Here is a 23,731-nt window from a genome sequence, read left to right as displayed (position 1 = left end):
TCCCGTGGCCCAGGGCGTGAACGGCTAGGCTCCCGCCAGTACGAGACGAGCCGTAACCGGGAGACACCCAGATGGCCAAGAAGCGACCCCAGACGAAGGCCACGCGGCCGCAGCTCAGCGACGGAGAGATCCCGGTCGTCGGTGCCCGCGAACCCTGCCCCTGCGGCAGCGGCCGGCGCTACAAGGCGTGCCACGGCCGGGCGGCCTCGCACGCGGCGACCGAGCTGGTGCACCGCCCGTTCGAGGGGCTGCCGAGCGAGGGCGACTGGGTGGCGCTGCGCGAGCTGGTGCCCGCCGCCACGGTCGAACTGACCCTGAAGGACGGCCTGCCCGAGGGCGTCCCGTCGGTCGTGCTCGCCACCGTGCTCCCGATGGCCTGGCCGGCGCTGCGCCGCGACGACGGCACGGTCCTGCTCGGCCTCCAGAACGACACGGCCTCCGGCGACATCAGCCGCGACCTCGCCGACACCCTGCAGCGCGCCCTCGCCGCCGAGCCGGGCACCCCGGTGCAGGGCCGGCGCGCCCCCGCCGAGAGCCCCCGGCTCCAGGATCTGCTCGACCCCGAGGGCGCGTTCGAGCCAGTTGTGCACGAGGGCTTCGAGTTCTGGGTGCCGGACGCGGAGAACGCCACCTCGGACGTGACCGCCTCCCTGGAGCGGGCCAACGCGGCCGCCATCCCGACGGTGAAGCTGAGCGGCGTGGACTCGGCCTACTGGTGCGAGACGCCCGAGAAGAACCATCTGCGGTGGGTCATGCCGTATGCCGAGGAGCAGCTTCTGGACGCTCTCGCGCGGCTGCACGCGGCGGGCGGTTCCGGCCTCGGCGAGGGCACCCGGCTGGTCGGTTCGTTCCGTGCCCACGGTCTCGTGGTCCCGGTCTGGGACCTGCCGAGCGGGGTCTCGGCGGAGGACGTGGAGAAGCCGGCGGCGGAGTTCGCGGAGCGGCTCGCGACCGCTCTGGCCTCGGACGCACCGCTCACGGCGGACGAGCGCCGAGCCCGCGGCGGGCTCACCAACCGACAGGTCACGCTCAGCTGACGATCAGCTCGGGCATAGGGTCGCGGCTGACCGGTCGGTCAGCCGCGCCGGACCTGTCGAATCGGGTGACTCCCGTCACAACTTCCCTACACGGCAAGCAAATACGTGTCCGAATAGCCGAGATCGAATTTGCGAACCGCCGATCTCTTGTTACCGTCTCAGTAGCCCGGTTGCTGGTGCATCCCCCGTCGCCAGCAACCGGGCCTTTTCATGCCCGCGCACACTGTACGAACCGCGACGGTGCGTCAACTGCCGTTCGATGCATCGGAGTTGGTCGCAGTCTCTGGTGCGGCCCCGGCCGCCGGAGCGGAGTTGCCCTGCGGGTCGCGCTCGGTGTTGCTCCCGGCGCGCAGCAGCAGCGCTCCCGCGCCGTCGCGCGCCGCGAACTCCGCGACGGCCGTGTAGGCGTCCAGCGAGCCCCGCGTACGCTCCCTCGGCGTCTCACAGGTGGCCGGCTCGTCGTCGCCGCCTGCGTCGCAGTGCGTCTGCACGGTGCGGCCCTGCGGCCCCATGAGGCTGAGCACGGCGTCCAGCGCCGCCCCGGTGGCGTTGCGGTAGTAGGTGCGCGCCCAGGTGTCCGCGCCCTGGGCCATCACACAGGTCTGCGCCTCCACCCCGTCGGGGGAGGTGAGTTCGGGACCGCAGCGGGCGGCCGTGGCGAGGCCCAGGCCGAGCAGCAGGGGCGAGCGGGTGGGGGCCGGCAGCTTCTGGTCGTCGCGCCCCGCGGAACCATCGCGCTCCGCGGCGGCATCGCCCACCTGTCCCGCGGACGCCACGGTCAGCGGCAGCGCCACCGCGCACACCATGACGCCCGCGAGGGCGAGCAGACGTACGTTCATGTGCGGAAGATAGCCAGCGGAACACCGCGACCAGGGCGCTCGCGGGCCGACACCCTTACAACTCGGGCGCGCTCACACCCGTACGAGTGAGGGCGTCCACCACGGCGTCCACCACGGCCTCGACATCGGGCACCCAGGGCTTGGCCGAACCGGGCAGCGGCGCGCGCTCCCAGCGGATGGCGCCCTGGCCGGTCTCGGAGGGGGGCAGGGCGAGATAGCCGCCCTCCCCGTGGAAGCGGAGCGAGCCGGGCACGAAGTCCTTGGCGTACAGCAGTTCGCCCAACTGCTCCATGGAGTACGGCTTCACGAGCAGCGACCAGCGGGTGGGCGCGGCGATCACCGGGCCGAGGCGCATGCCGCGGCGGTCGAGCAGGGCGAGGGCACGGGACGCGGCGAGCGCCGGCAGGCTGACCGCGCAGGGCGCCGCCCCGCCGGCGGCACCGGTCGCGAGGACGATCGGCGCGGTCGGCCGGTTGCCCCACCACCAGCGGACCATGCGCTCGTCCGTGGTGGCCGCGAGCAGACCGGGGTCGAAGGGGTGTGCGCCGGGCACCGTGCACTCCGGGTCGGGGCAGGCGCAGCGGGCCCGGCCCTGCGGGTCCGGGGCCACGCCCGGGAGTACGGGCCACTGCCATTCCGTCGCGAAGGTCAGGGCCGCGTCGAGGAGCTCAGGACCCTTGTCGTTCCGCTTGGACAGGAGCCTGCGTCGCCTTCCGAGGATCTCGCGCATGAGCGCTCGTTCCTTTCCGTTGCACCGCTGGCAACACCGTGGACCACATCACACCATGTGTCGATCACTTCACTGTGCGTACCTGTTGGCGCATCACACCCCTGCACCGGGCAAGGGGAACCCCGTGGGTTCGAGCGGGGGCCGCGCCCGCGTTCAAGTACTGCCAAGTACTGCGTCGTGCTGCTCGTACTGCTGCTGTACTGCGTCTGCCAAAAGCACGGCCACGGCGTAGGGGTGGCGAAGTCTGGCGTTTTGCCGTTCCGAGTGTTTCTCTCCGCCTCCGCCACGGGAGGATGGGGCACGGTCGTCGGTGGTTAAGACGCCCGGGTCCGTCGCCAGGTTCCGGGTGGTCCCCAACCGCCCCTGGCCTTCACCGAGTACGTACCCATCACGACCGCTGTGACGCTCTGTGGAGCTAGGCCAGTCGACCGCAGTGAACCGTCGCCCGAGTCAGTTTTAAGCCAACTTTGCTTTTGTGCAAGCCATACGGGAGAACCTCTCAAGAGGCCCACGGACACCAGGAATCCCGGCAGGACAATGCTGGACATCCCCTCACGAGTGCGTGTACATGTGGAGACACTGCTAGCGGTGCAGAAAGACATGGGGGTTTGCGATGCTTTTGAGCAATACGCACAGGTCTGAAAGCCGGACGCGATGAACGCCCCGCACCCTCCGAAAGTGGCTGGAATCGATTCAACGGTCCCCACGCCCGCACACACTGTCGCGCCCGCAACCCCCGCCCCCGCGGCACCTTGCGTGCCGAAGGCCGCCGCCGCCCCGGCCCCGGGGACCCTCCTCCAGGACCGTCTGGCGGGCTGGGTCTCCGACCTCACCACGCTGCACGAACTGACCGAACGGCTCGCCCGCACCGACGGGCTGGAGCCCGCCCTCCAGGAACTGCTGCGCGCCGGTGCCGCCCTCGTGGGCGCCCGGCGCGGTGTCGTGGCGCTGGAACCCGGCGACGGGCTCGGCCCGCACACCACGCTCGGCCTCGGCCTCGACCGCGCGGACCTCGGCCACATGGAGACCGTCCCGCGCGCCGCGCTGCCGTACGACACCGGCGCCGCCGGCGAGCTGGCCCACCCCGACCTGTTCGCCGAGGACGGCCTCGATCCCCGGCACCGCGAGGTCGCCGTCCGCCTCGGCTACGCCGCGAGCTACGCGCTCCCCCTGACCACCGACGCGGCCGCCCGCCTCGGCGCCGTCGTCTGGCTGTACGCCGAGCCCGCCGAGCCGGACGAGCGCCAGCGCCATCTCGTGGGCCTCTACGTCCGCCACGCCGCCGAGCACCTGGCCCGGCTGCTGGAGGTGGAGCGCACGCGCGCGTGCATGGCGACCATCGCCGAGGAACTGCTCCCCTCCCGGCTGCCCCGGGTGGCCGGCGTCCAGCTCGCCGCGCGGCACCGCACCGGCCCGCGCGGCGGCGGCGACTGGTACGACGCGCTGCCGCTGCCGGACGCGGCCCTCGGGCTCGCGGTCGGCTCGGTGACCGGCTCCGGGCCCAGCGCGGTCGCCGCGATGGGCCGGCTGCGCGCCTCGCTGCGGGCGTACGCCGTGATGGAGGGCGAGGACCCGGTGGCGGTCCTGTCCGATCTGGAACTGCTGCTGCGGCTGACCGAGCCGGCCCGGTCCGCCACCGCCCTGTTCGCGTACTGCGAGCCCGCGCTGCGCAAGGTCACCCTGGCCGGGGCCGGGCACAGCCCGCCGCTGCTGATCGGGGAGCGCCGCACCGAGTTCGCGGAGACCTCCGTGTCCGCGCCGCTGGGCATGCTGGCGTGCTGGGAGGCGCCCAGCGTGGAGATCCAGGCCGAAGCAGGAGAAACGGTGCTCTTCTACACCGACGGCCTGCTGCACCGCACCGGCGACCCGATGGACCGCGCCTTCGCCCGGCTGCACACGGCCGCCGCGAGCGTCCCGCGCGCGCTGCGCCAGGACCCCGGGGCGATCGCCGACCACGTGCTGCGCACGGTGCTGCCGGACGGGCTGGACGCGGCGGACGGCCAGGAGGACGTCGTACTGCTGGCCGCGCGCTTCGACTGACCGGTCAGTCAGCAGTCTCACATCGTCACGGGCCCCTCGACCCTGGGACGCCGTTCGGTACGAACGTACGATGGACGGGATCCACAGCAGTGTCGAGGAGGATGACGTGGCCGACGAGCTCACCCCGGAGAACCCGGAGACAGAGTCGGAAGAGCCGATCAAGCAGCGCAAGAACGGCCTGTACCCGGGCGTGTCCGACGAGCTCGCCGAGAGTATGAAGTCCGGCTGGGCGGACACGGAGCTGCGCGACCTGACCCCCGTCGAGCAGGCCGGGCACACCGCCCGCCGCCGTGCCGAGCTGTCCGCCCGCTTCCCGGGCGAGCGCCTGGTGATCCCGGCGGGCAACCTGAAGACCCGCTCGAACGACACGGAATACCCGTTCCGCGCGTCGGTCGAGTACGTCTACCTCACCGGCAACCAGACCGAGGACGGCGTACTCGTCCTGGAGCCGAAGGGCGACGGCCATGTGGCCACCGTCTACCTGCTGCCCCGCTCCGACCGCGAGAACGGCGAGTTCTGGCTCTCCGGCCAGGGCGAGCTGTGGGTGGGCCGCCGCCACTCCCTCACCGAGTCCGCGGTGCTCTACGGCATCCCCGCCGCCGACGTGCGCGAACTCGCCGACCGGCTGCGCGAGGCCACCGGCCCGGTGCGCGTCGTGCGCGGGTACGACGCCGGCATCGAGGCCGCGCTGACCGACAAGGTCACCGCCGAGCGCGACGAGGAGCTGCGGGTCTTCCTCTCCGAGGCGCGGCTGGTCAAGGACGAGTGGGAGATCGGCGAGCTGCAGAAGGCCGTCGACTCCACGGCGCGCGGCTTCGAGGACGTCGTGCGCGTGCTCGACAAGGCCGAGGCCACCAGCGAGCGGTACATCGAGGGCACGTTCTTCCTGCGCGCGCGGGTCGAGGGCAACGACATCGGCTACGGCTCCATCTGCGCCGCCGGCCCGCACGCCTGCACGCTGCACTGGGTGCGCAACGACGGTCCGGTGCGCGCGGGCGAGCTGCTGCTCCTGGACGCGGGCGTCGAGACGCACTCGCTGTACACCGCCGACGTCACGCGCACGCTGCCGGTCAACGGCACGTACAGCGAGCTCCAGAAGAAGATCTACGACGCCGTGTACGACGCCCAGGAGGCCGGTATCGCGGCGGTGCAGCCGGGCGCGAAGTACCGCGACTTCCACGACGCCGCGCAGCGGGTGCTGGCCGAGCGGCTCGTCGAGTGGGGGCTCGTGGAGGGGCCGGTCGAGCGGGTGCTGGAGCTGGGCCTGCAGCGCCGCTGGACGCTGCACGGGACCGGGCACATGCTCGGGCTGGACGTCCACGACTGCGCCGCCGCGCGGACCGAGACGTATGTGCAGGGCGTGCTGGAGCCGGGCATGGTGCTCACGGTCGAGCCGGGGCTGTACTTCCAGGCCGACGACCTGACCGTGCCGGAGGAGTACCGGGGCATCGGCGTCCGGATCGAGGACGACATCCTGGTGACGGAGGACGGCAACCGGAACCTGTCCGCGGGGCTGCCCCGGCGGTCGGACGAGGTCGAGAGCTGGATGGCCGCGCTGAAGGGCTGACGCATAACGAGAAGGGCCGGGCACCCTGGGTGGGTGCCCGGCCCTTCGTCGCGTTCCGCGGGGATGTCACCGAGCGGGCAGGGCGTCCAGGAAGAGCGCCCCGGCCATCAGGCCCGCGCTGCCCCTCGGGCTCCAGCCGCGTTCCCTCAGGTCGGTGTCGAACGCCGTGAGGGCCGCCGCTCCCTCCCGGGTGGCCGTGCCGCCCGCCTCCAGGACGCCGCGGGCACCCGCCTGGACGTGGCGCAGGCCCAGCGGGCCCACGTCGTAGAGCAGTTCGGTGTCCTGGAGGGTGGACATCACGGTGACCAGGGCGTCGAGGCGGGCCTGGTCCTCGGTGGCGCCGGCCTTGCGGGCGGCCGAGAGCGCGTCCAGCGCCCGGCGCACGTGCGGGAACCCGGCCCTGGCCTCGCCCCGGGCGCCGGCCGCGCCGTACTTCGCGGAGATCGAGGAGCCCCGGGAGGGCCGCCTGGGGGCGCCCTTGTCGTTGAACGCGGCGATCTTGCGGGCGTTGGCGGCGATCTCGCGGGCCTTGGCCCTGGGGTCCAGGGCGGCCGCGGCGACCAGCAGGCCGAGGGCCCACAGGGCGCCCCTGTGGCCGCCGCCGGCCAGGCCGACGGAGTGCTCGGTGCAGCGGCCGATCGAACCCAGCTCCGCCCGCAGCAGCGGCGTGGCCTCGCCGGTGCGCCGGGCGGAGGCGGCCATCGCCGCGAGGCCGGGCGCGAGCGCCCTGGCCGACCAGCGCAGGCTGTCGTGCTCCCGGCGCCTGCTGCGGGCGTCCAGGTCACGCGGGTCGGGCAGCCCCGGCTTCGGGGCCAGCGCCAGCTGACCGGTGAGCGCGGCCACCGCGGCCTGCGCCAGCGCGTCGTCCTCGCGGCTTGTCATGTCTCTTACCTTACGAGGAGGCGGAGGCCGAAGGGGAGGCGCTGCCGCCGGGGGCGTCGCTCGGCGGTGTACCCGTCGGGGCGTCGCTCGGCGGGGTGCCGCCGCCGCTGCCCGCGCCCGTGCCCTCGGCGTCCGGGTCGATGGCCAGGGTCAGGAAGCCCTTGTAGCCCTTCGAGGGGTCCTTCTTGTGCACGGCCTTCAGGGTCAGCAGACCGCTGGAGGCGCCGCCGCCGTCGTACACCATGTCGTCGGCGAGGACGGTGTAGTCGCCGGTGTGCTTCGAGTAGGGCTCCAGCGTGAAGATCTCCTCGGCGATGTCGTCGGCGAAGAACAGCTGGCCCGTGTAGTTGATCGTGCCGCCCTCGTAGGTGCCGTCCGCCTTCTCACCGCCCGTGTGCACCCTGACGTGGATGTGGCAGGTGCGGGGGGTGTACCAGCCGGGGAAGATCGTCTCGAACTTGACGACCCCGTTGGCGTTGGCGATCTGGTAGCCGCGCAGGTACGTGTTGTCGTCGGCGGAGTCGCCCTCCTCGCTCTCCGCGGGGGCCGAGCCGCCCGGGTTCGCGGTGGTGTACCCGGAGTAGTAGCCCCAGGCGTCGCAGTGCCAGATCTCGACCGCCGCACCCTTGACCGGGGTGCAGCCGTCGGTGGCGTCGACGACGGTCAGGCGCAGGGTCAGCGGAACGCCGGCCTTGCCCTCGGTGATGTCCTTGCGCACCAAGGCACCATCGAGGTAGTACGGGCCCTCCGTGACGCTGCTCATCAGCGTCATGCACTCACTGCTGGTGGAACTCGCGGAGGCCGTGGCATCCGCGTCGGCACTGGCGTCGGTCGTGTCGGCGAAGGCCGACTGGAAGCCGGCGACCGCGAGGCCGCCGGCCGCCACCGTGCCGCCGGACACCACGAGGGCGCGGCGGCGGGTGATCGACGTGTCTTTGTGGTTTCCCGTCATGTCCGATGAAGCTAGGAACCCCGTTTGTCAGGGGCATGGGGTTGAGCTGGCAACGAGCTGTGAACGCCCAGGAAGCTGAAACCGGCGCGAAGGCGCTGGTCACAGGGCGGGGTCCCGGTCGTGCAGGATCCGCTGGAACAGACGGCTGTCCCGCCATTCCCCATTGATGTGCAGATACTGCGGGGCATCACCGATCGTCTCGAACCCGCATTTCTTCAGCACGCGTTGCGACGTCGTGTTGTCGATGAGGGTGGACGCCTCGATCCGGTGCAGTCCCACGACATCCCGGGCGATGTCGCAGACCCGGTCCAGCGCGGCCGTGGCCAGCCCTCGGCCCTGCTGATCGCCCGCCACCCAATAGCCGACGTAGGAACTGCAGAAAGGGCCGAGCGAAATTCCGGAAAGGGTGATCGCGCCGACGATGCGGCCGTCCGCCGCCGACTCCATGAGCAAGGGGACCACGACCCCGTCCGCGGCCTGTCGTAGCAGGCCATCGAGGCGTTCGGTCTGCCCCTCGACGGTGAAGAAGGACTCCGGTCTGACCGGTTCCCAGGGTTCGAGATGACGTCGGCTGTCCACGTACGCGGAGCACAGCGCTCTCGCGTCGCCGAGGGCAATGGGACGCAGAATCACACCGGGGTTGATTGCGCTTTCTTTGATCTTTCTGAGAATCATGCGCGCACCCTAGCGCGGGTGTTATCCGGGAGGGAGAGTCATGCCGAAAGCAGAGAAGGATCTTTCTTCCACTTGAGGATCTTGTCGAAGCTCACCACCGTGCCGCCGCGGCCCGGTTTGTTGCCGATGTGGACGTGATCGGCGAGTTCCCTGATGAGACAGAGCCCCCGCCCGTGCTCGGCGTCCGGCCGCGCGGGTCTGAAGCCCTGGGCACGGGCGAACCCCGGTCCGGAATCGGCCACTTCGATACGGCACTTCTCCCCGTCCAGGTAGGCGGTGACCCGGTACGCCCCGGTGGTGCGGCCGGCGCCGCCGTGCTCGACGGCGTTCGCGCAGGCCTCGCTGAGGGCGACGGAGAGGTCGTAGGAGATGTCCGGGTCGACACCCGCCGTCTCCATCGTCCCGATCAGCAACCGCCGGGCGAGCGGGACGCTCGCGGCCTCGCGCCGCAGATGGAGTGACCACCAGATGCTCATGCTCCAGCCTCCTGGCCGCGGCTCGACATACCGATACCTATTGCCACCCGTACGCGGGTGTAAGCACTCCGTCCATGTGAGAACGCCCATCCGGGGGATGCGCCCCGGGAGGTTTCGGTGTATGGGCGGGTGGTTCGGCACAAACTCGATCTTCCGCTTCTTCCTCTCGTTCCCCTCCTTCCCCGCCCGCAAGCCACCCGTCGACCGGCCGGGCGGCTTCCGCTTCTGCCGGCCGGCGGACGTCCGCGGCCGCCGCGCCACGCCGCCCGGCACCGCCACCCGCCCGCCGCGCCCACGCCGTTCGGGTTCTTCCCGCGTTTCCGGTCGTAACGGAATCTTCCGGACCTGCCGTGAAGCGGCCCGGGCGCCAGTGCGATGATGAGCCCGCCATGACTGCCCCCCAGCCGCGCGCGGCGCGCTCCGGAAGCGGACTGCGGCTCACGCGGGCCGCGGTCTTCGCCGCGCTCTGCGTCGTGCTGGCCGCGGCGGGACACACCATGGCCTCCTGCGCGACCGTCCCGCTGTGGACGCTCGGCGCGGGCTTCCTCGGCACCCTCGCCCTCGTCGCCCCGCTCACCGGGCGGGCCCGCTCGCTGCCGGGGACCGTCGCGCTGCTCGCCGTCCTGCAGACCGTGCTGCACACGCTGTTCGGCCTCGGCCAGCACGGCAGCACGGCGATGGCCGCCTCGGCCTCGATGACCGCCGGCTCCTCCACGGGCTCCGGCGCCTCGACGCCGATGAGCGACGCGGCGCTGGTGCAGCGGGCGGCCGAGCTGCTGTGCGGGGCCGGGGCGACCCAGCTCAGCCCCGCCCACGCGTACAAGATCCTCTCGGCCGCGCACCTCGGCACCTCCGCCCCGGCCATGGACATGAGCGCGATGACGCACTCGTCCGACGCCACCGGGTCCTCCGGCTCGCTGCTGCCCTCCGTGCCGATGCTGCTCGGGCACCTGCTCGCGGCCGTCGTGGCCGGGTGGCTGCTGCGCCGCGGCGACCTGGCGCTGCTGCGGCTGCTCGGCCTGTCGGCGCAGGGGGTCGCCGAGGCGGCGCTCGTCCGCTCCCTGCGCGGGGCGCTCACGCTCGCCCGGGCCCTGTGCGCCGGGCTCGTGGCCGTACCCGAGGCACCCGCGCACGGCCGCCGGCGCACCCGGGAGGAACCGCCCGCCCCGCACACCGTCGCGCTCCAGCACTCCGTGATCCGGCGCGGTCCGCCCGCGACCGCCGCCGTCCTCGTTCTCGCCGCCTGACACGACGCGACCAGCACACTCCCCGGGATCGGTCCGGAGGGGCCGGCCACCGTCGTGCGGCACGCGCGCGTGCGCTCCTTCGCCGTCCGCGCGCCCCTCAACGACAGAACTCACTCAGAGTGGAGTGCTCCCTGCCATGAAGGCTTCTCGTATCGCCGCCGCTGCCGCCGTCGCGGGCACGGCCGTCCTGGCCGTCTCCTCGCCCGCGTTCGCACACGTCAGCGTGGTGCCCGAGGGCACCGCGGCCAAGGGCGGCTACGCGGTCATCGACTTCAAGGTCCCCAACGAGCGCGACAACGCCTCGACCACCAAGGTCGAGGTCAGCTTCCCCACCGACCACCCGCTGGCCTCCGTGATGCCGCAGCCGATGGCCGGCTGGAAGATCGAGGTCACCAAGTCCAAGCTGGCCGAGCCGCTGGAGATGCACGGCGAGAAGATCAGCGAGGCCGTCACCAAGGTCACCTGGACCGCCACCGACGGCAAGGGCATCCAGGCGGGCTACTTCCAGAAGTTCCCGCTCTCCGTGGGCGCCCTGCCGGAGAACACCGACGAACTGGTCTTCAAGGCGATCCAGACGTACTCCAACAAGGAGGTCGTCCGCTGGATCGAGGTCCAGCAGAAGGGCCAGGACGAGCCGGAGAACCCGGCGCCCGTCCTTGAGCTGTCCGCCGCCACCGGCGACCACCACGGCTCCACGACCGCCGAGGACACCGCCGAGGAGACCTCGGCCAAGACCGAGACCACCGCCTCCGAGGACTCCGGCTCGTCCGGCGGCACCGACACCACCGCCCGCGTGCTCGGCGTCGTCGGCATCGTCGTCGGCGCGGCCGGGGTCGCCTACGGCGTCCTCGCCGGCCGCCGCCGGTCCACCGGCTCCGAGGCCTGAGCACCACGTCCGTGACGCGCACCGGGAGGTGCGGGCGGCCGTCGCCGAAGACGGCCGCCGTACACCCCCGGTGCGCGCCGGAAATCTCACATCTGGGACATTTTCCTATGCGCAAGAAGACGTTCGCCGCGGCCGCGCTGCTCGCCGCCGCCACTCTGACCCTCTCCGCCTGCGGCAGCGGCGACGACAGCACCTCACCCGTCACCGTGGTCTCCGGGGACAACTCGAACAAGGCCGGGACCGTTCTCGACCAGCCCTTCGAGAAGCCCGGCCTGGTGCTCACCGACACCCACGGCAAGAAGTACGACCTGCGCGCCGAGACCAAGGGCCGGCCGACGCTGGTCTACTTCGGCTACACGCACTGCCCCGACGTCTGCCCGCTGACCATGAACAACCTCGCGGTCGCCAAGAAGGCGCTGTCCAAGGCCGACCAGGCGAAGCTGCGGGTCGTGTTCGTCACCACCGACCCCGCCCGTGACACCCCGTCCGAACTGGGCAAGTGGCTCAAGGGCATCGACCCCGAGTTCATCGGCCTGACCGGCGACTTCTCCACCATCCAGGCCGGCGCCCGCACCCTCGGCATCTCCATCGAGCCGACCCACAAGGACAAGAAGACCGGCAAGGTCGTCTCGGTGCACGGCACCCAGGTCATCGCCTTCTCCCCGAAGACCGACGGCGGCTACGTCCTGTACGGCGAGGACGCCACCGTCGACGACTACACCAAGGACCTCCCCAAGCTGATCAAGGGACAGAACCCGTGACGCCCGCACGGCGCCTCACCCTGACCGCGGCGGCGATCGGCTCCGTCCTGACGCTGGCGGGCTGCGGCGGCTCCGGCTCCTCGGCCGCCGAACTGTCCGTCAGCGCCTCCTACATGCCCCAGCCGGTCTCCGCCGACATGGCCGCCGGATTCCTGACGATCACCAACAAGGGCGCCACGAAGGACGAACTGACCTCCGTGACCAGTGCCTCGGCCGGCGAGATCACCCTGCACGAGACCAACGGCGGGGCCATGGAGGAGGTCGGCTCCTTCGAGGTGCCCGCACACGGTCAACTCGTGTTCAAAAGCGGCGGCAATCATCTGATGTTCGAGAAGCTGAAGCGACAGCCGAAACAGGGCGACACGATCGCCCTGAAGCTCACATTCGCCGAATCCGGTCCGCTCACCGTCGAGATGCCGGTGAAGTCCGCCACGTACAACCCGTCGACCGGACACTGAGGGAGGGACCGACCTTGACGCGGACCATCACCCCGCGCCTGCGCACGCTGGTGCTGCTGTTCCTCGCCGTCACCGGCGCGCTGCTCGCCGGTGCCGCCCCGGCCTCCGCGCACGCCGCGCTGACCGGCAGCGACCCCGCCCAGGGGGTGGTGGTCCCCAAGGCGCCCGACCAGGTCTCGCTCACGTTCTCCGAGAACGTGTCGATGAACGACAACTCCCTGCGGGTCCTCGACCCCAAGGGCAAGCGCGTCGACGCGGGCAAGCCGACCAACCTGAGCGGCACCACCTACGCCGTGCAGCTCAAGAGCGGGCTCGGCAAGGGCACGTACACCGTCGCCTACCAGGTGGTCTCGGCGGACAGCCACCCGGTCGCCGGCGCCTACACCTTCTCCGTCGGATCGCCCTCCAAGACCGTCGCCTCCGTCGGCGACCAGGCCGCGGGCGGCGGAGTCGTCGGCTGGCTCTACGGCCTCGGCCGCTACCTGTCGTACGCCGGCTACATCGTGCTCGTCGGCGGTGCCGCCTTCGTGCTCGCCTGCTGGCGGCGCGGCGCGGGGGTACGGGCCCTGCAGCGCCTCGTCGTCGGCGGCTGGCTGACGCTCACCGCGGCCACCCTCTGGCTGCTGCTCCTGCGCGGCTCCTACACGACCTCCGGCAGCTTCGGCGACGTCTTCGACCTGAACCTGCTCGGCCAGGTCCTCCAGACCAAGCCCGGCGCCGCCCTGGTCTCCCGGCTGCTGCTGCTCGCGGCCGCGGCCCTCTTCGTCGCCGTCCTCTTCGGCGCCTACGACAAGCGCGAGGAGGGCGAGGAGAAGCACGACCTGACCTTCGGGCTCGCCATCGGCGGAACCGTCGTGGCCGCCGGGCTCGCGGCGAGCTGGGCCATGGCCGAGCACGCCTCCACCGGGCTCCAGCCGGGCATCGCGATGCCGGTGGACGTGCTGCACCTGCTCGCCGTCGCCACCTGGCTGGGCGGCCTCACCGCCCTGCTGACCGCCCTCTACCGGGCACCCGCCGACACACCCGTCGGGTCCGCCGCCGTGGCCCGCTTCTCCCGCCTCGCCTTCGGCTCCGTGCTCGCCCTGGTCGCCACCGGCGTCTACCAGTCCTGGCGCCAGCTCGGCTCCTGGTCGGCCTTCACCGACACGACGTACGGGCAGCTGCTGCTGGTCAAGATCGGGCTCGTGGCGCTGCTCGTCGGCATCGCGTCCCTCTCCCGCCGGTGGACGGGACGCCTCGCGGACACCGTGGCGACGGACGCCGGGGCGGCGGAGGACACCGAGGCGAGGACCCCGGCCGAGGAGAAGGAGACGGTCAAGGCGTCCGCCAAGACCGGCACCGGTGCCTCCGCCACACCCACCTCCGACGCCTTCGGCACTTCCGACGCTTCCGGTACTTCCGGTGCTTCCGGTGCTTCCGGTGCTTCCGGCGAGGGCGCGTCCGGTGACGGGGACCCCGAGCGCGCCGCCCAGCTGGCCCGGCAGCAGGCCGCCATGGACACCGCCCGGCAGAAGCGCGTCCGCGACGCCGACCCGCACCGCTTCGGCCTGCGCCGCTCGGTGCTCGCGGAGACCGGCGTCGCCGTCGTCCTGCTCGCGGTCACCACCGTGCTGACGCAGACCGAGCCCGGCCGCACCGAGCAGGACGCCAAGGCCGCCACCTCGACCGCGTCCTCCTCCTCGGCCGCGTCCGACTCCTCCTCGGGCGCGCTGACCCTCGACATGTCCTTCGACACCGGCGGCAAGGACGGCAAGGGCGTCGTCCGCGTCGACCTCGACCCCGCGACCGTGGGCGGCAACGAGATGCACGTCTACGTCCAGCGCCCCAACGGCCGGGCCTTCGACATCCCCGAGGTGAAGGTCGCCTTCACCCTCGCCGCCAAGAACCTCGGGCCGCTTCCGGTGGCCCCGGACCACATCACCACCGGGCACTGGGCCGCGAACGGGGTGCAGATCCCCATCGCGGGCGACTGGAAGGTCTCCGTGACGGTGCGGACCTCCGACATCGACCAGGTGACCGTCTCCAAGAACGCGCAGATCGGCTGAACCGCACCATGCCAGAACCGTCCCAGTCCCTTCGTACGCCGGCCGCCGGGGAAGGCCCGACGGCTCCTCCGGCCGGCGGCGTCAGCCGGCGCGCGCTGCTCGGCACCGCCGGGGCCACCGGACTCGTGCTCGGCGCCGCGGGCGCGGGCGTCGGCTACGCGGCCGCTCCCGCCCAGGCCACCCCGCTCAGCTCGGTCGGCTCCGGCCGGGCGATGTTTCACGGGAAACATCAGCCCGGCATCACCGAGGGCCTCCAGGCACGCGGCCACCTCGTCGCCTTCGACCTGGCGGCGGGCGCGGGCCGCACCGAGGCCGCCGCGCTGCTGCGCCGCTGGTCGACGACGGCCGCGCGGCTGATGGCGGGCGAGCCGATGACGCAGGACGACACGGAGGTCGCCAAGGACGCGGGGCCCTCCTCGCTGACGGTCACCTTCGGCTTCGGCAACAGCTTCTTCACCCGCACCGGCCTGGAGAAGCAGCGCCCGTCCGCCCTGGACCCGCTCCCCGACTTCTCCTCCGACCACCTCGACCGCTCACGCAGCAACGGCGACCTGTGGGTGCAGATCGGCGCCGACGACGCCCTGGTCGCCTTCCACGCCCTGCGCGCGATCCAGAAGGACGCGGGCAGCGCGGCGAAGGTGCGCTGGCAGATGAACGGCTTCAACCGCACCCCGGGCGCCACCGCCCACCCCATGACGGCCCGCAACCTCATGGGGCAGCTGGACGGCACCCGGAACCCGAAGCCGGCCGACGCGGACTTCGACCAGAGGATCTTCGTGCCGTCGTCGGGCGACCCCGCGTGGATGGCGAACGGCTCCTACGCCGTCGTACGCCGGATCCGCATGCTTCTCGACGACTGGGAGAAGCTGTCGCTCACCGCGCAGGAGAACGTGATCGGACGTCGCAAGGCGACCGGGGCACCGCTGTCCGGGGGCACCGAGACGACCGGGATGGACCTGGAGAAGGCCAGGTCCGACGGGGAGTACGTCGTCCCGCTCAACGCCCATGCCCGGATCACCCGGCCCGACCAGAACGGCGGCGCGGCCGTCCTGCGGCGCCCGTTCTCGTACCACGACGGCATCGACGCCGACGGGACGCCGGACGCCGGGCTGCTCTTCGTCTGCTGGCAGGCGGATCCGCTGCGCGGGTTCGTGCCGGTGCAGCGGAAGCTGGACCGCGGGGACGCGCTCTCGCAGTACATCCGGCACGAGGCGAGCGGTCTGTTCGCGGTGCCGGGCGGGGCGGCCGACGGGGAGTACGTGGGTCAGCGGCTGCTGGAGGGCTGACCGGCGGTCCGGTCACAGGAGCGGTTTCTGATCACTACTGGTGCGATTCGGCATTTCAAACCACCCGGTCGAGTGGTTCCGGTGAGACGGGGGAGCCGGGTCCCCCTGCGGCCATTAGGGTGAGGGACATGCCAGCGAGCTATGCGTATCTCGGTCCCGAAGGCACCTTCACCGAAGTCGCCCTGCGCACGCTTCCGGAGGCCGCCACCCGGGAGCTGCTCCCGTACGTCTCCGTGCAGTCCGCGCTGGACGCGGTGCGCGCCGGCGAGGCCGAGGCCGCGTTCGTGCCGATCGAGAACTCCGTCGAGGGCGGCATCACCACCACGCTGGACGAGCTGGTCGCGGGCGAGCCGCTGATGATCTACCGCGAGGTGCTGCTGTCGATCACCTTCGCGCTGCTGGTCCGGCCGGGCACCGCACTGTCCGACATCAAGACGGTCACCGCCCATCCGGCCGCCCAGCCGCAGGTGCGCAACTGGCTGCGGGCCAACCTCCCGGACGCGCTCTGGGAGTCCGCCGCCTCCAACGCGGACGGGGCCCGGCTGGTCCAGGAGGGCCGCTACGACGCCGCCTTCGCGGGCGAGTTCGCGGCGGCCCGGTACGGCCTGGAGGCCCTGGAGACCGGGATCCACGACGCGGAGAACGCGCAGACCCGGTTCGTCCTGGTGGGCCGCCCGGCCCGGCCCGCCGCCCCGACCGGCGCGGACAAGACCTCGGTCGTCCTCTGGCAGAACGACGACCACCCCGGCGGGCTGCGCGACCTGCTCGGCGAGTTCGCCACCCGGGGCATCAACCTGATGCTGCTCCAGTCCCGGCCGACCGGCGCCGGTATCGGCAACTACTGCTTCTGCATCGACGCCGAGGGCCACATCTCCGACCGTCGGGTGGCGGAGACCCTGATGGGGCTCAAGCGGATCTGCCGCCAGGTGCGGTTCCTGGGCTCCTACCCGCGGGCGGACATCCGGCCCGGCGAGACCGCGGGGCCCACCCGGCCGGGAACCTCGGACAAGGAGTTCATGGCGGCCTCGGACTGGGTGGCGCGCTGCCAGGACGGGCGCTTCTAGCCAGTCGTACGCTCCGATATTCGTTATCCACAGAAGTTATCCACAGGTGACCATCTCGACCTGGGGACAAGTCGACAGGGGCGCATGAGCCTGTCGACAAATCGGCCTACAACCCACAGGCTCGGCCGCGATCACTGATGTCACCCTTCGTCCACTCGTTTCCCATGGTTCATCTTTTGGAGCGACGCCTTTCCACTCGAAAGTGGGTTTTGTCCCGGTTTGAACCGGGAACTCCTCTCTTCACGCCACGGTTACGGAGTGATCAATTCCGGAGTCCACACGCCTTCCACACACCCTGTGGATAACTCTCGCCGGGGTGTGGATTCCTGTGGACAACGGGGCCGCCAAGTCCCGTTCTCCACAAGGGAATCCGGTCAACCGCGGGCCGCGCGGGTGCCCCGTCCCGGGGAGTGGGACTCTTTTTATTGACACGCTCGGCAATTCGCCCATAGCGGAACGTAAGCCGCGATTCGGAGCACGTGCGAATAGTGATTCGTGAGCGGCCACCCACCCCGGTAGCCTTGGCTCCGTGATTGACCTTCGCCTGCTCCGTGAGGACCCCGACCGTGTGCGCGCGTCCCAGCGCGCCCGTGGAGAGGACGTCGCGCTCGTCGACGCCCTCCTCTCCGCCGACGAGCGGCGCAGGTCCTCCGGCGTCCGCTTCGACGAGCTGCGCAACGAGCAGAAGTCGCTCGGCAAGCTCATCCCCCGGGCCTCCGGCGACGAGAAGGCCGAGCTGCTCAAGCAGGCCGGCCAGCTCGCCGCCGACGTCAAGGCCGCCGACGCCGAGCGCGACACGGCCGCCGCCGAGACCCAGGAGCTGCTGCTCCGGCTCGGCAACCTCGTCCACCCCGACGTACCCGTCGGCGGCGAGGAGGACTTCGTCACGCTGGAGACGCACGGCACCGTCCGCGACTTCGGCGCCGAGGGCTTCGAGCCCAAGGACCACCTGGAGCTGGGCCAGCTCCTCGGCGCGATCGACGTCGAGCGCGGCGCCAAGGTCTCCGGCTCCCGCTTCTACTTCCTGACCGGCGTCGGCGCGCTCCTGGAGCTCGCGCTCGTCAACGCGGCGATCGCGCAGGCCACCGAGGCCGGCTTCACGCCGATGCTGACCCCGGCGCTGGTCCGCCCCCAGTCCATGGCGGGCACCGGCTTCCTCGGCCAGGCGGCCCAGGACGTCTACCACCTCGACAAGGACGACCTCTACCTGGTCGGCACCTCCGAGGTACCCCTCGCCGCGTACCACATGGACGAGATCATCGAGGCGGAGCGCCTTCCGCTCCGTTACGCCGGCTTCTCGCCCTGCTTCCGCCGCGAGGCCGGTTCGCACGGCAAGGACACCAAGGGCATCTTCCGCGTCCACCAGTTCGACAAGGTGGAGATGTTCTCCTACGTCTCCCCCGAGGACTCGGAGGCGGAGCACCAGCGTCTGCTGGCCTGGGAGAAGCAGTGGCTGACCTCGCTGGAGCTGCCGTTCCGCGTGATCGACGTCGCCACCGGTGACCTCGGCTCCTCGGCCGCCCGCAAGTTCGACTGCGAGGCCTGGATCCCGACGCAGGGCAAGTACCGCGAGCTGACCTCGACCTCGGACTGCACCGAGTTCCAGTCCCGCCGGCTGTCGATCCGGGTCCGCGACGGCAAGCAGGTCAAGCCGCTGGCCACGCTCAACGGCACGCTGTGCGCCGTACCGCGCACCATCGTGGCGATTCTGGAGAACCACCAGCAGGCCGACGGCTCGGTGTACGTGCCCGAGGTGCTGCGCCCGTACCTGGGCGGCCGGGAGGTCCTGGAGCCGGTGTCCCGGTGAGCTTCCCCTACCGGCTGATCGCCACCGACCTCGACGGGACACTGCTGCGCTCCGACGAGTCGATCTCCCGGCGCACCCGTGACGCGCTCGCCGCGGCCACCGCGGCGGGCGCCGCGCACATCGTCGTCACCGGCCGTGCGGCGCCCTGGACCCGGCACATCCTGGACGACCTCGGCTACGAGGGCCTCGCCGTCTGCGCCCAGGGCGCTCAGGTGTACGACGCCGGGACGCACCGTCTGCTGACGTCGGTGACCCTGGACCGCCAACTGGCCGGGGTCGCCCTCGCGAAGATCGAGGCGGAGGTGGGCCCGCTGTACCTCGCGGCGAGCCGCGACGGCCTCGACGGCGAGGTGCTGGTGGGGCCGGGGTACGCGGTGACGGGGCATCTTCCGTCGACGCCGTTCACAGACGTGGCGGACCTCTGGGCGGCGCCGCTGAACAAGATCTACATACAGCACCCCGACCTCTCCGACGACGAGCTGACGGAGGCCGCGCGGCAGGCGGCCGGCGGCTTCGTCACGGTGGCCATGGCGGGCGCGGGAATCGTCGAGCTGCTGCCGCTGGGGCTGTCGAAGGCGACGGGTCTGTCGCTGGCGGCGCGCCGGCTGGGGCTGAAGGCGGCCGACACGATCGCCTTCGGCGACATGCCGAACGACCTCCCGATGTTCGCCTGGGCGGCGCGCGGGGTGGCCATGGCCAACGCCCACGAGGAACTGCGCGCGGTGGCCGACGAGGTGACGTCCTCCAACGAGGAGGACGGGATCGCGGTGGTCGTGGAGCGCCTGCTGGGCTGAGGGGCGCTCCGGCCCGGGCAGGTGCGAAGTCTGCGAAGTCTGCGGAGGATGCACGGATCGAACGTGCGCGGGCTTTCCGGGCCCGACCACGGCTTAGCAAGCCGGTGCCTTACCACTCGGCCAATCCTCCGGGTGGGCGGCCCACGCGAGAGCGACGTCGCGTGCTCGAAGCGGCCGCCCCGGGCAGCTACACGGCGATCCGCCGGGGGCTGCCCTGGTGGGAGCGGGACGTACTGTCGTGCATGGACATCGTCCGGCTCCTCTCCCGGTCCATGGGCTGACACGACAACTGTGCCTTCGGGCCGAGTCGGGCGCCAGCGATTATCCGGCAGGCGCCCTCGGGCGAAGAACCGCCTACCGGCGCCACCACTTGCGCCGGGCCTTGCTGAAGAACCACCCCGCCGGCGGCTCGTCCGAGCGCCACGGCTGGGGCTCGGGTTTCTCGGCCTTCCAGCGGGCCGCCAGCATCCGCGCCCGCGCGGACGGCTCCGAGCTCTCGGCCGACCGTATGAAGTCCTCGTTCAGAACGATGCCGTCCCAGTCCTCCGCCATCCCCGTTCCTCTCCGCACAGCGTCCCCTTCGCCCAGTGTGCCCGGGCAGAGGTGAATCCCCCGTCAACAAGGCGGGCGCCTACTCCTCGCCCGCCAGCGTCAGCGAGCGCAGCTTCCGGCCCGCGTACCAGGTCGCCAGGACCGTGACCACGACCAGCAGCACCGTGCCCGTGGTCAGGGACACGTCGGAGGTGACCAGCTCGCCGCCGGTCACCTTGTGCGCGACGGCGAGGGCCCACTGCTGGACGCTCAGCGTGCGCGCGCCGGGGACCAGGGAGCCGAACAGGGCCTCCCAGACCAGGGCGTAGACGAGGCCGAAGACCACCGCGTGCCGTGACACCGTGCCCAGCAGCAGGAAGAGCGCGGCGTAGGCGATGGACGCGACCAGCGCGGCGACCGTGTAGGCGACGGCGATCTGCTGGCCGTTGCCGTTGAGGACGAGGCCCGCGATCAGGGTCGGCAGGGCCGAGAACACCATCGTCACGGCGACCGCCACGATCAGCTTGGTGAAGATGATCGTCGGCCGTTTGATCGGCTTGGACAGCAGGTACACCACCGAGCCGTCGTCGATCTCCGGACCGATCGCGCCGGTGCCCGCGATGACGCCGATGATCGGCACCATGGTGGCCAGCCCGAGGCCGCCCAGCAGGTCGGCGGCGGTCTGGTCGTCGGCGCCGGCCAGGGCGCGGACGACCACGGAGATCACGATCAGCAGCAGGGGCAGCGCGCCCAGGATGAGGGCCCGGCGACGGCCGAGCAGGGCCCGGTAGGTGAGCCGGGCGACTGTGGGGTCGTACATCTTCGGCCTCCTACGCCGTGACCAGGTACGAGAACACGGATTCGAGGGACTCGTCGGACGGCGAGACCGTGAGCAGCCGGATGCCGTGGTCGCGGGCGACCTTGGGCAGCAGGGTGGTGAAGCGGCCGAAGTCGACGGCCTGGACGCGCAGCGCGCCCTCGGCGAGGTCGACCTCGATGCCCGAGGTGGAGGGGTCCGCGATGAGCGCGGCCGCGAGGGCGCGGTCGTCGCTGGAGCGGACCAGGTAGCGGTGCGGGCGGTCGGTCATCAGGCGGCGGATCCTGCGGAAGTCGCCGCTGGCCGCGTGCCGTCCGGCGACCACGACCTCGATGTGCCGGGCGAGCTGCTCGACCTCTTCGAGGATGTGGGAGGAGAAGAGCACCGTGCGGCCCTCGTCGCCCATCTTCCGCAGCAGGTCCATGAGCTGCATGCGCTGGCGCGGGTCCATGCCGTTGAAGGGCTCGTCGAGCAGGAGCAGCGAAGGGTCGTGGACCAGGGCGGACGCCATCTTCACGCGCTGGCGCATGCCCTTGGAGTAGGTCTGGATCCTGCGGTCCTGCGCGTACTCCATCTCGACCGTGGCGAGCGCCCGCGCGGCCGCCTTGGCGCCGAGGCCGTGCAGCTCCGCGTTGGCGACGACGAATTCGCGGCCGGTGAGGAAGTCGTACATCGCCTCGCGTTCCGGGACGATGCCGATGTGCTGGTAGATGGCCTCGTTGCGCCAGGTCGGCTGCCCGTCGAGGGTGACCGTGCCGGTGGAGGGGGCGAGGAAGCCGCCCATCATGTTGATGAGGGTGGACTTCCCGGCGCCGTTGGGGCCGAGCAGGCCGGTGACTCCGGGCCCGATGGTCATGGTGATGTCGTTGACGGCGACCACGTTGCCGAACCAGCGGGAGACGTGGTCGATGGAGAGTGTGGTCACAGTCCCACCTTCTGGTAGCGGCGCAGCAGCAGGCCGTAGCTCGCGGCGATCAGGCCGAGGACGACGAGCAGGTACACCGCGCCCTGGGCGTGGGAGGGTCCGTCGCCGCCCGGGAAGGTGTTGGTGCCGCCCAGGAGCGCGGTGCTCAGCCCGCCGATCAGGGTGACCGGCGAGAACAGGCCGATCCATGGGACGGCGCCGGTGCTGCCCTGGGCGTCGGCGATGGCCTGGAGGGTGGAGACCGCACCGTAGGAGATGGTCAGGACGGCGATCACGGCGGCGATGCCGAAGCCGCGGCGCGGTGTGACCGAGGCGATGACCAGTCCGATGCCGGAGAACAGCAGGGACAGCAGGGCCACCGAGAGCAGTCCCTGGCCGAAGCCCTTGCTCTGGTGGGCAAAGTCCATCTTGGCGAGCAGTGCGCCGATGTAGAGCACGAGCAGCGGGGCTCCGGTGAGGACGAACATCGCGGAGGCCAGGGCGGCGAACTTGGCCCGGACGTAGTCGGCGGTCTCGATGGGCCGCGAGAAGTACAGCGGGATGGTCTTGAAGCGCAGGTCGCGGGAGACGGCCTGGGGCGCCTGCGAGGCGACGTACAGGCTGATGACGGCCTGCATGATGATCGCGTACCGGGTGTAGGAGACCGGCAGGTCGTGCGCCTTGGTGGCGACGGCGACGGCGACCATGATGGCCGCGGGCACGCACATCACCGCGAACAGGAGCATCGGCAGCACCTTGGACTTCACCGAGCGGCCGAGGCCGTAGGAGCCGCGCAGGGTCTGCGAGTAGAGGGACAGCCGGGCGTAGGCGCGGCCGAGGCGCGGGCCGTCGTAGCCGCGGTAGCCGATGTCGTGGATCCGGGACTGGGCACCCGCGGGGGTGGCCGGGGGCTGCTCAACCGCCATGGACGGCCGCCTCCTTGCGCTGCTCGTCTTCGCTGGTGAAGACCTCGGAGATGTGGTGCCGGCGCTGTTCCATGCGCACCAGGCCGAGACCGAGGTCGGCGACGACGTCGCGCACCAGGTCGTACGTCTGGTCACCCTGCGCGGTGAGCAGCAGGATGTGGCCGGCGCCCGGGAGGCCGCCGCCCTCGTCGTGCGTCTCCACCCCGCGCGCGTGCAGCGCCTCGCGCACCGCGCGGGTGCCGTCGGGGTGCTCGTCGCTGTCGGTGACCTCGATCGCGAGGGTGGTCGTGGTCTGGGTGAAGTCCCTGGTGGAGCTGGAGCGCAGCAGCTTGCCGCCGTCGACGACGACCACGTGGTCGCAGGTGCGTTCCAGTTCGCCGAGCAGGTGCGAGGTGACCAGGACCGAGATGCCGAAGTCGGAGTGGACACGGCGGATCAGGCCGAGCATCTCGTCGCGGCCGACCGGGTCGAGGCCGTTGGTCGGCTCGTCGAGGAAGACCAGCTGCGGGTCGTGCACCAGCGCCTGGGCCAGCTTCACCCGCTGCTTCATGCCGGTCGAGTAGCCGCCGATGGGGCGGTAGCGCTCCTCGTAGAGGCCGACATGGCGCAGGGTGTCCGCGGTGCGCTCGCGGGCCGCGGCCGGCGGGAGGCCGGACATACGGGCCATATGCACGACGAACTCGGTCGCCGAGACGTCCGGCGGCAGGCAGTCGTGCTCCGGCATGTACCCGACGCGCTCGCGGATGGCGGCGCCCTTGGTGGCGACGTCGAGGCCGAGCACCTCGGCACGGCCCTCGGTCGCGGGGGACAGACCCAGCAGGATCTTGATCAGGGTGGACTTGCCGGCGCCGTTGGCTCCGACGAGTCCGGTCACACCGGGTCCGATGTCCACGGACAGCCGGTCGAGCGCGGTCACCCGGGGGAACCGCTTGCTCAGGCTTTCGGTCGCGATCACAGTCACGTCGTCGAAGGTAGTGACATGGACCACGCCCGGTCGTCAGACCCGA

At 71.5% G+C, this 23,731-nt stretch carries 23 protein-coding genes and 1 tRNA gene; 12 read left to right on the top strand and 12 right to left on the bottom strand.

All coding sequences use genetic code 11. The annotated features are described in order from the left end of the window. Positions 1-71: 71 nt before the first annotated feature. Positions 72-1,037, top strand: a complete 966-nt coding sequence (locus ACZ619_RS16110) for a DUF5926 family protein (RefSeq protein WP_469599030.1) — start codon at positions 72-74, stop codon at positions 1,035-1,037. A gap of 245 nt (positions 1,038-1,282) precedes the next feature. Here ACZ619_RS16110 and ACZ619_RS16105 read toward each other — a convergent pair whose 3' ends face one another. Together ACZ619_RS16105 and ACZ619_RS16100 are read right to left on the bottom strand one after the other, a co-directional pair. Further along, positions 1,283-1,876 (bottom strand): hypothetical protein, encoded by a 594-nt coding sequence (locus ACZ619_RS16105; RefSeq protein WP_469599028.1) that lies wholly within the window; start codon positions 1,874-1,876, stop codon positions 1,283-1,285. A 55-nt stretch (positions 1,877-1,931) separates the two neighbouring features. Further along, a complete protein-coding gene (locus ACZ619_RS16100) occupies positions 1,932-2,606 on the bottom strand; it encodes a bifunctional DNA primase/polymerase (RefSeq protein WP_469599026.1) in 675 nt (224 codons plus the stop codon). 654 nt (positions 2,607-3,260) lie between these two features. Between ACZ619_RS16100 and ACZ619_RS16095 the strand changes: the two genes are divergently transcribed. After that, a complete protein-coding gene (locus ACZ619_RS16095; protein ID WP_469599025.1) occupies positions 3,261-4,646 on the top strand; it encodes a PP2C family protein-serine/threonine phosphatase in 1,386 nt (461 codons plus the stop codon). 106 nt (positions 4,647-4,752) lie between these two features. Next, positions 4,753-6,213, top strand: coding sequence for an aminopeptidase P family protein (locus ACZ619_RS16090; protein WP_469599227.1), 1,461 nt, complete (start codon positions 4,753-4,755; stop codon positions 6,211-6,213). 66 nt (positions 6,214-6,279) lie between these two features. Here ACZ619_RS16090 and ACZ619_RS16085 read toward each other — a convergent pair whose 3' ends face one another. From ACZ619_RS16085 to ACZ619_RS16070, 4 genes are all read right to left on the bottom strand, one after another. After that, positions 6,280-7,095 carry a triphosphoribosyl-dephospho-CoA synthase gene (locus ACZ619_RS16085; RefSeq protein ID WP_469599023.1) on the bottom strand — a complete coding sequence of 272 codons (816 nt, stop codon included), beginning with the start codon at positions 7,093-7,095 and terminating at the stop codon, positions 6,280-6,282. A gap of 10 nt (positions 7,096-7,105) precedes the next feature. Next, the gene (locus ACZ619_RS16080) at positions 7,106-8,047 is read right to left on the bottom strand and encodes an intradiol ring-cleavage dioxygenase (RefSeq protein ID WP_469599021.1); all 942 of its coding nucleotides are present in this window, start codon (positions 8,045-8,047) and stop codon (positions 7,106-7,108) included. Between the two features lie 99 nt (positions 8,048-8,146). Continuing rightward, on the bottom strand, positions 8,147-8,722 hold the full coding sequence (locus tag ACZ619_RS16075; protein WP_469599019.1) for a GNAT family N-acetyltransferase: 576 nt from the start codon (positions 8,720-8,722) through the stop codon (positions 8,147-8,149). A gap of 38 nt (positions 8,723-8,760) precedes the next feature. Further along, on the bottom strand, positions 8,761-9,198 hold the full coding sequence (locus ACZ619_RS16070; protein WP_469599017.1) for an ATP-binding protein: 438 nt from the start codon (positions 9,196-9,198) through the stop codon (positions 8,761-8,763). 389 nt (positions 9,199-9,587) lie between these two features. On the opposite strand from ACZ619_RS16070, the gene ACZ619_RS16065 reads away from it, so the two are divergent. The 9 genes from ACZ619_RS16065 (at position 9,588) to ACZ619_RS16025 (ending at position 19,546) form a co-directional block, all read left to right on the top strand. Next, on the top strand, positions 9,588-10,445 hold the full coding sequence (locus ACZ619_RS16065; protein ID WP_469599015.1) for a hypothetical protein: 858 nt from the start codon (positions 9,588-9,590) through the stop codon (positions 10,443-10,445). Positions 10,446-10,581: 136 nt separating this feature from the next. Further along, a complete protein-coding gene (locus tag ACZ619_RS16060) occupies positions 10,582-11,331 on the top strand; it encodes a YcnI family copper-binding membrane protein (protein WP_469599013.1) in 750 nt (249 codons plus the stop codon). A gap of 107 nt (positions 11,332-11,438) precedes the next feature. After that, positions 11,439-12,092, top strand: a complete 654-nt coding sequence (locus tag ACZ619_RS16055) for an SCO family protein (RefSeq protein WP_469599012.1) — start codon at positions 11,439-11,441, stop codon at positions 12,090-12,092. After that, the gene (locus ACZ619_RS16050) at positions 12,089-12,550 is read left to right on the top strand and encodes a copper chaperone PCu(A)C (RefSeq protein ID WP_469599010.1); all 462 of its coding nucleotides are present in this window, start codon (positions 12,089-12,091) and stop codon (positions 12,548-12,550) included. Before ACZ619_RS16055 ends, ACZ619_RS16050 begins: the two co-directional genes overlap by 4 nt. A gap of 14 nt (positions 12,551-12,564) precedes the next feature. Continuing rightward, the gene (locus ACZ619_RS16045; RefSeq protein ID WP_469599008.1) at positions 12,565-14,595 is read left to right on the top strand and encodes a copper resistance CopC/CopD family protein; all 2,031 of its coding nucleotides are present in this window, start codon (positions 12,565-12,567) and stop codon (positions 14,593-14,595) included. 8 nt (positions 14,596-14,603) lie between these two features. Further along, positions 14,604-15,881 (top strand): iron uptake transporter deferrochelatase/peroxidase subunit, encoded by a 1,278-nt coding sequence (gene efeB / locus ACZ619_RS16040; protein ID WP_469599006.1) that lies wholly within the window; start codon positions 14,604-14,606, stop codon positions 15,879-15,881. Between the two features lie 128 nt (positions 15,882-16,009). Next, complete coding sequence (gene pheA / locus ACZ619_RS16035; RefSeq protein WP_469599004.1) at positions 16,010-16,945, top strand: prephenate dehydratase; 936 nt, start codon at positions 16,010-16,012, stop codon at positions 16,943-16,945. A 529-nt stretch (positions 16,946-17,474) separates the two neighbouring features. Continuing rightward, positions 17,475-18,752, top strand: a complete 1,278-nt coding sequence (serS, locus tag ACZ619_RS16030) for a serine--tRNA ligase (protein WP_469599002.1) — start codon at positions 17,475-17,477, stop codon at positions 18,750-18,752. Further along, a complete protein-coding gene (locus ACZ619_RS16025) occupies positions 18,749-19,546 on the top strand; it encodes an HAD family hydrolase (protein WP_469599000.1) in 798 nt (265 codons plus the stop codon). The genes serS and ACZ619_RS16025 overlap by 4 nt, the downstream gene beginning before the upstream one ends. A gap of 42 nt (positions 19,547-19,588) precedes the next feature. Here the strand turns inward: ACZ619_RS16025 and ACZ619_RS16020 are convergent. The 6 genes from ACZ619_RS16020 to ACZ619_RS15995 form a co-directional block, all read right to left on the bottom strand. Next, a tRNA-Ser gene (locus tag ACZ619_RS16020) sits at positions 19,589-19,676 on the bottom strand. Between the two features lie 224 nt (positions 19,677-19,900). Then, positions 19,901-20,098 (bottom strand): SGM_3592 family protein, encoded by a 198-nt coding sequence (locus ACZ619_RS16015; protein ID WP_469598998.1) that lies wholly within the window; start codon positions 20,096-20,098, stop codon positions 19,901-19,903. 79 nt (positions 20,099-20,177) lie between these two features. After that, positions 20,178-20,897 (bottom strand): ABC transporter permease subunit, encoded by a 720-nt coding sequence (locus tag ACZ619_RS16010; protein WP_469598996.1) that lies wholly within the window; start codon positions 20,895-20,897, stop codon positions 20,178-20,180. A 10-nt stretch (positions 20,898-20,907) separates the two neighbouring features. Beyond that, on the bottom strand, positions 20,908-21,819 hold the full coding sequence (locus tag ACZ619_RS16005) for an ABC transporter ATP-binding protein (protein WP_469598994.1): 912 nt from the start codon (positions 21,817-21,819) through the stop codon (positions 20,908-20,910). Continuing rightward, complete coding sequence (locus ACZ619_RS16000) at positions 21,816-22,724, bottom strand: ABC transporter permease subunit (protein WP_469598992.1); 909 nt, start codon at positions 22,722-22,724, stop codon at positions 21,816-21,818. Before ACZ619_RS16000 ends, ACZ619_RS16005 begins: the two co-directional genes overlap by 4 nt. Next, entirely contained in the window at positions 22,714-23,679 is a 966-nt protein-coding gene (locus ACZ619_RS15995; RefSeq protein ID WP_469599225.1) for an ABC transporter ATP-binding protein, read from the bottom strand. The genes ACZ619_RS16000 and ACZ619_RS15995 overlap by 11 nt, the downstream gene beginning before the upstream one ends. Positions 23,680-23,731: the final 52 nt, after the last annotated feature.

Source organism: Streptomyces sp. NPDC104367 (genome assembly GCF_055583825.1).
Note: the sequence above shows the minus strand (reverse complement) of the source record. Positions and strands in the feature narration are given on the sequence as shown.

Coding starts and splice junctions, on each gene's coding strand:
- ACZ619_RS16110 (WP_469599030.1), top strand. CDS start 72: ATGGCCAAGAAGCGACCCCAGACGAAGGCCACGCGGCCGCAGCTCAGC.
- ACZ619_RS16105 (WP_469599028.1), bottom strand. CDS start 1,876: ATGAACGTACGTCTGCTCGCCCTCGCGGGCGTCATGGTGTGCGCGGTG.
- ACZ619_RS16100 (WP_469599026.1), bottom strand. CDS start 2,606: ATGCGCGAGATCCTCGGAAGGCGACGCAGGCTCCTGTCCAAGCGGAAC.
- ACZ619_RS16095 (WP_469599025.1), top strand. CDS start 3,261: ATGAACGCCCCGCACCCTCCGAAAGTGGCTGGAATCGATTCAACGGTC.
- ACZ619_RS16085 (WP_469599023.1), bottom strand. CDS start 7,095: ATGACAAGCCGCGAGGACGACGCGCTGGCGCAGGCCGCGGTGGCCGCG.
- ACZ619_RS16080 (WP_469599021.1), bottom strand. CDS start 8,047: ATGACGGGAAACCACAAAGACACGTCGATCACCCGCCGCCGCGCCCTC.
- ACZ619_RS16075 (WP_469599019.1), bottom strand. CDS start 8,722: ATGATTCTCAGAAAGATCAAAGAAAGCGCAATCAACCCCGGTGTGATT.
- ACZ619_RS16070 (WP_469599017.1), bottom strand. CDS start 9,198: ATGAGCATCTGGTGGTCACTCCATCTGCGGCGCGAGGCCGCGAGCGTC.
- ACZ619_RS16065 (WP_469599015.1), top strand. CDS start 9,588: ATGACTGCCCCCCAGCCGCGCGCGGCGCGCTCCGGAAGCGGACTGCGG.
- ACZ619_RS16060 (WP_469599013.1), top strand. CDS start 10,582: ATGAAGGCTTCTCGTATCGCCGCCGCTGCCGCCGTCGCGGGCACGGCC.
- ACZ619_RS16055 (WP_469599012.1), top strand. CDS start 11,439: ATGCGCAAGAAGACGTTCGCCGCGGCCGCGCTGCTCGCCGCCGCCACT.
- efeB (WP_469599006.1), top strand. CDS start 14,604: ATGCCAGAACCGTCCCAGTCCCTTCGTACGCCGGCCGCCGGGGAAGGC.
- pheA (WP_469599004.1), top strand. CDS start 16,010: ATGCCAGCGAGCTATGCGTATCTCGGTCCCGAAGGCACCTTCACCGAA.
- ACZ619_RS16015 (WP_469598998.1), bottom strand. CDS start 20,098: ATGGCGGAGGACTGGGACGGCATCGTTCTGAACGAGGACTTCATACGG.
- ACZ619_RS16010 (WP_469598996.1), bottom strand. CDS start 20,897: ATGTACGACCCCACAGTCGCCCGGCTCACCTACCGGGCCCTGCTCGGC.
- ACZ619_RS16000 (WP_469598992.1), bottom strand. CDS start 22,724: ATGGCGGTTGAGCAGCCCCCGGCCACCCCCGCGGGTGCCCAGTCCCGG.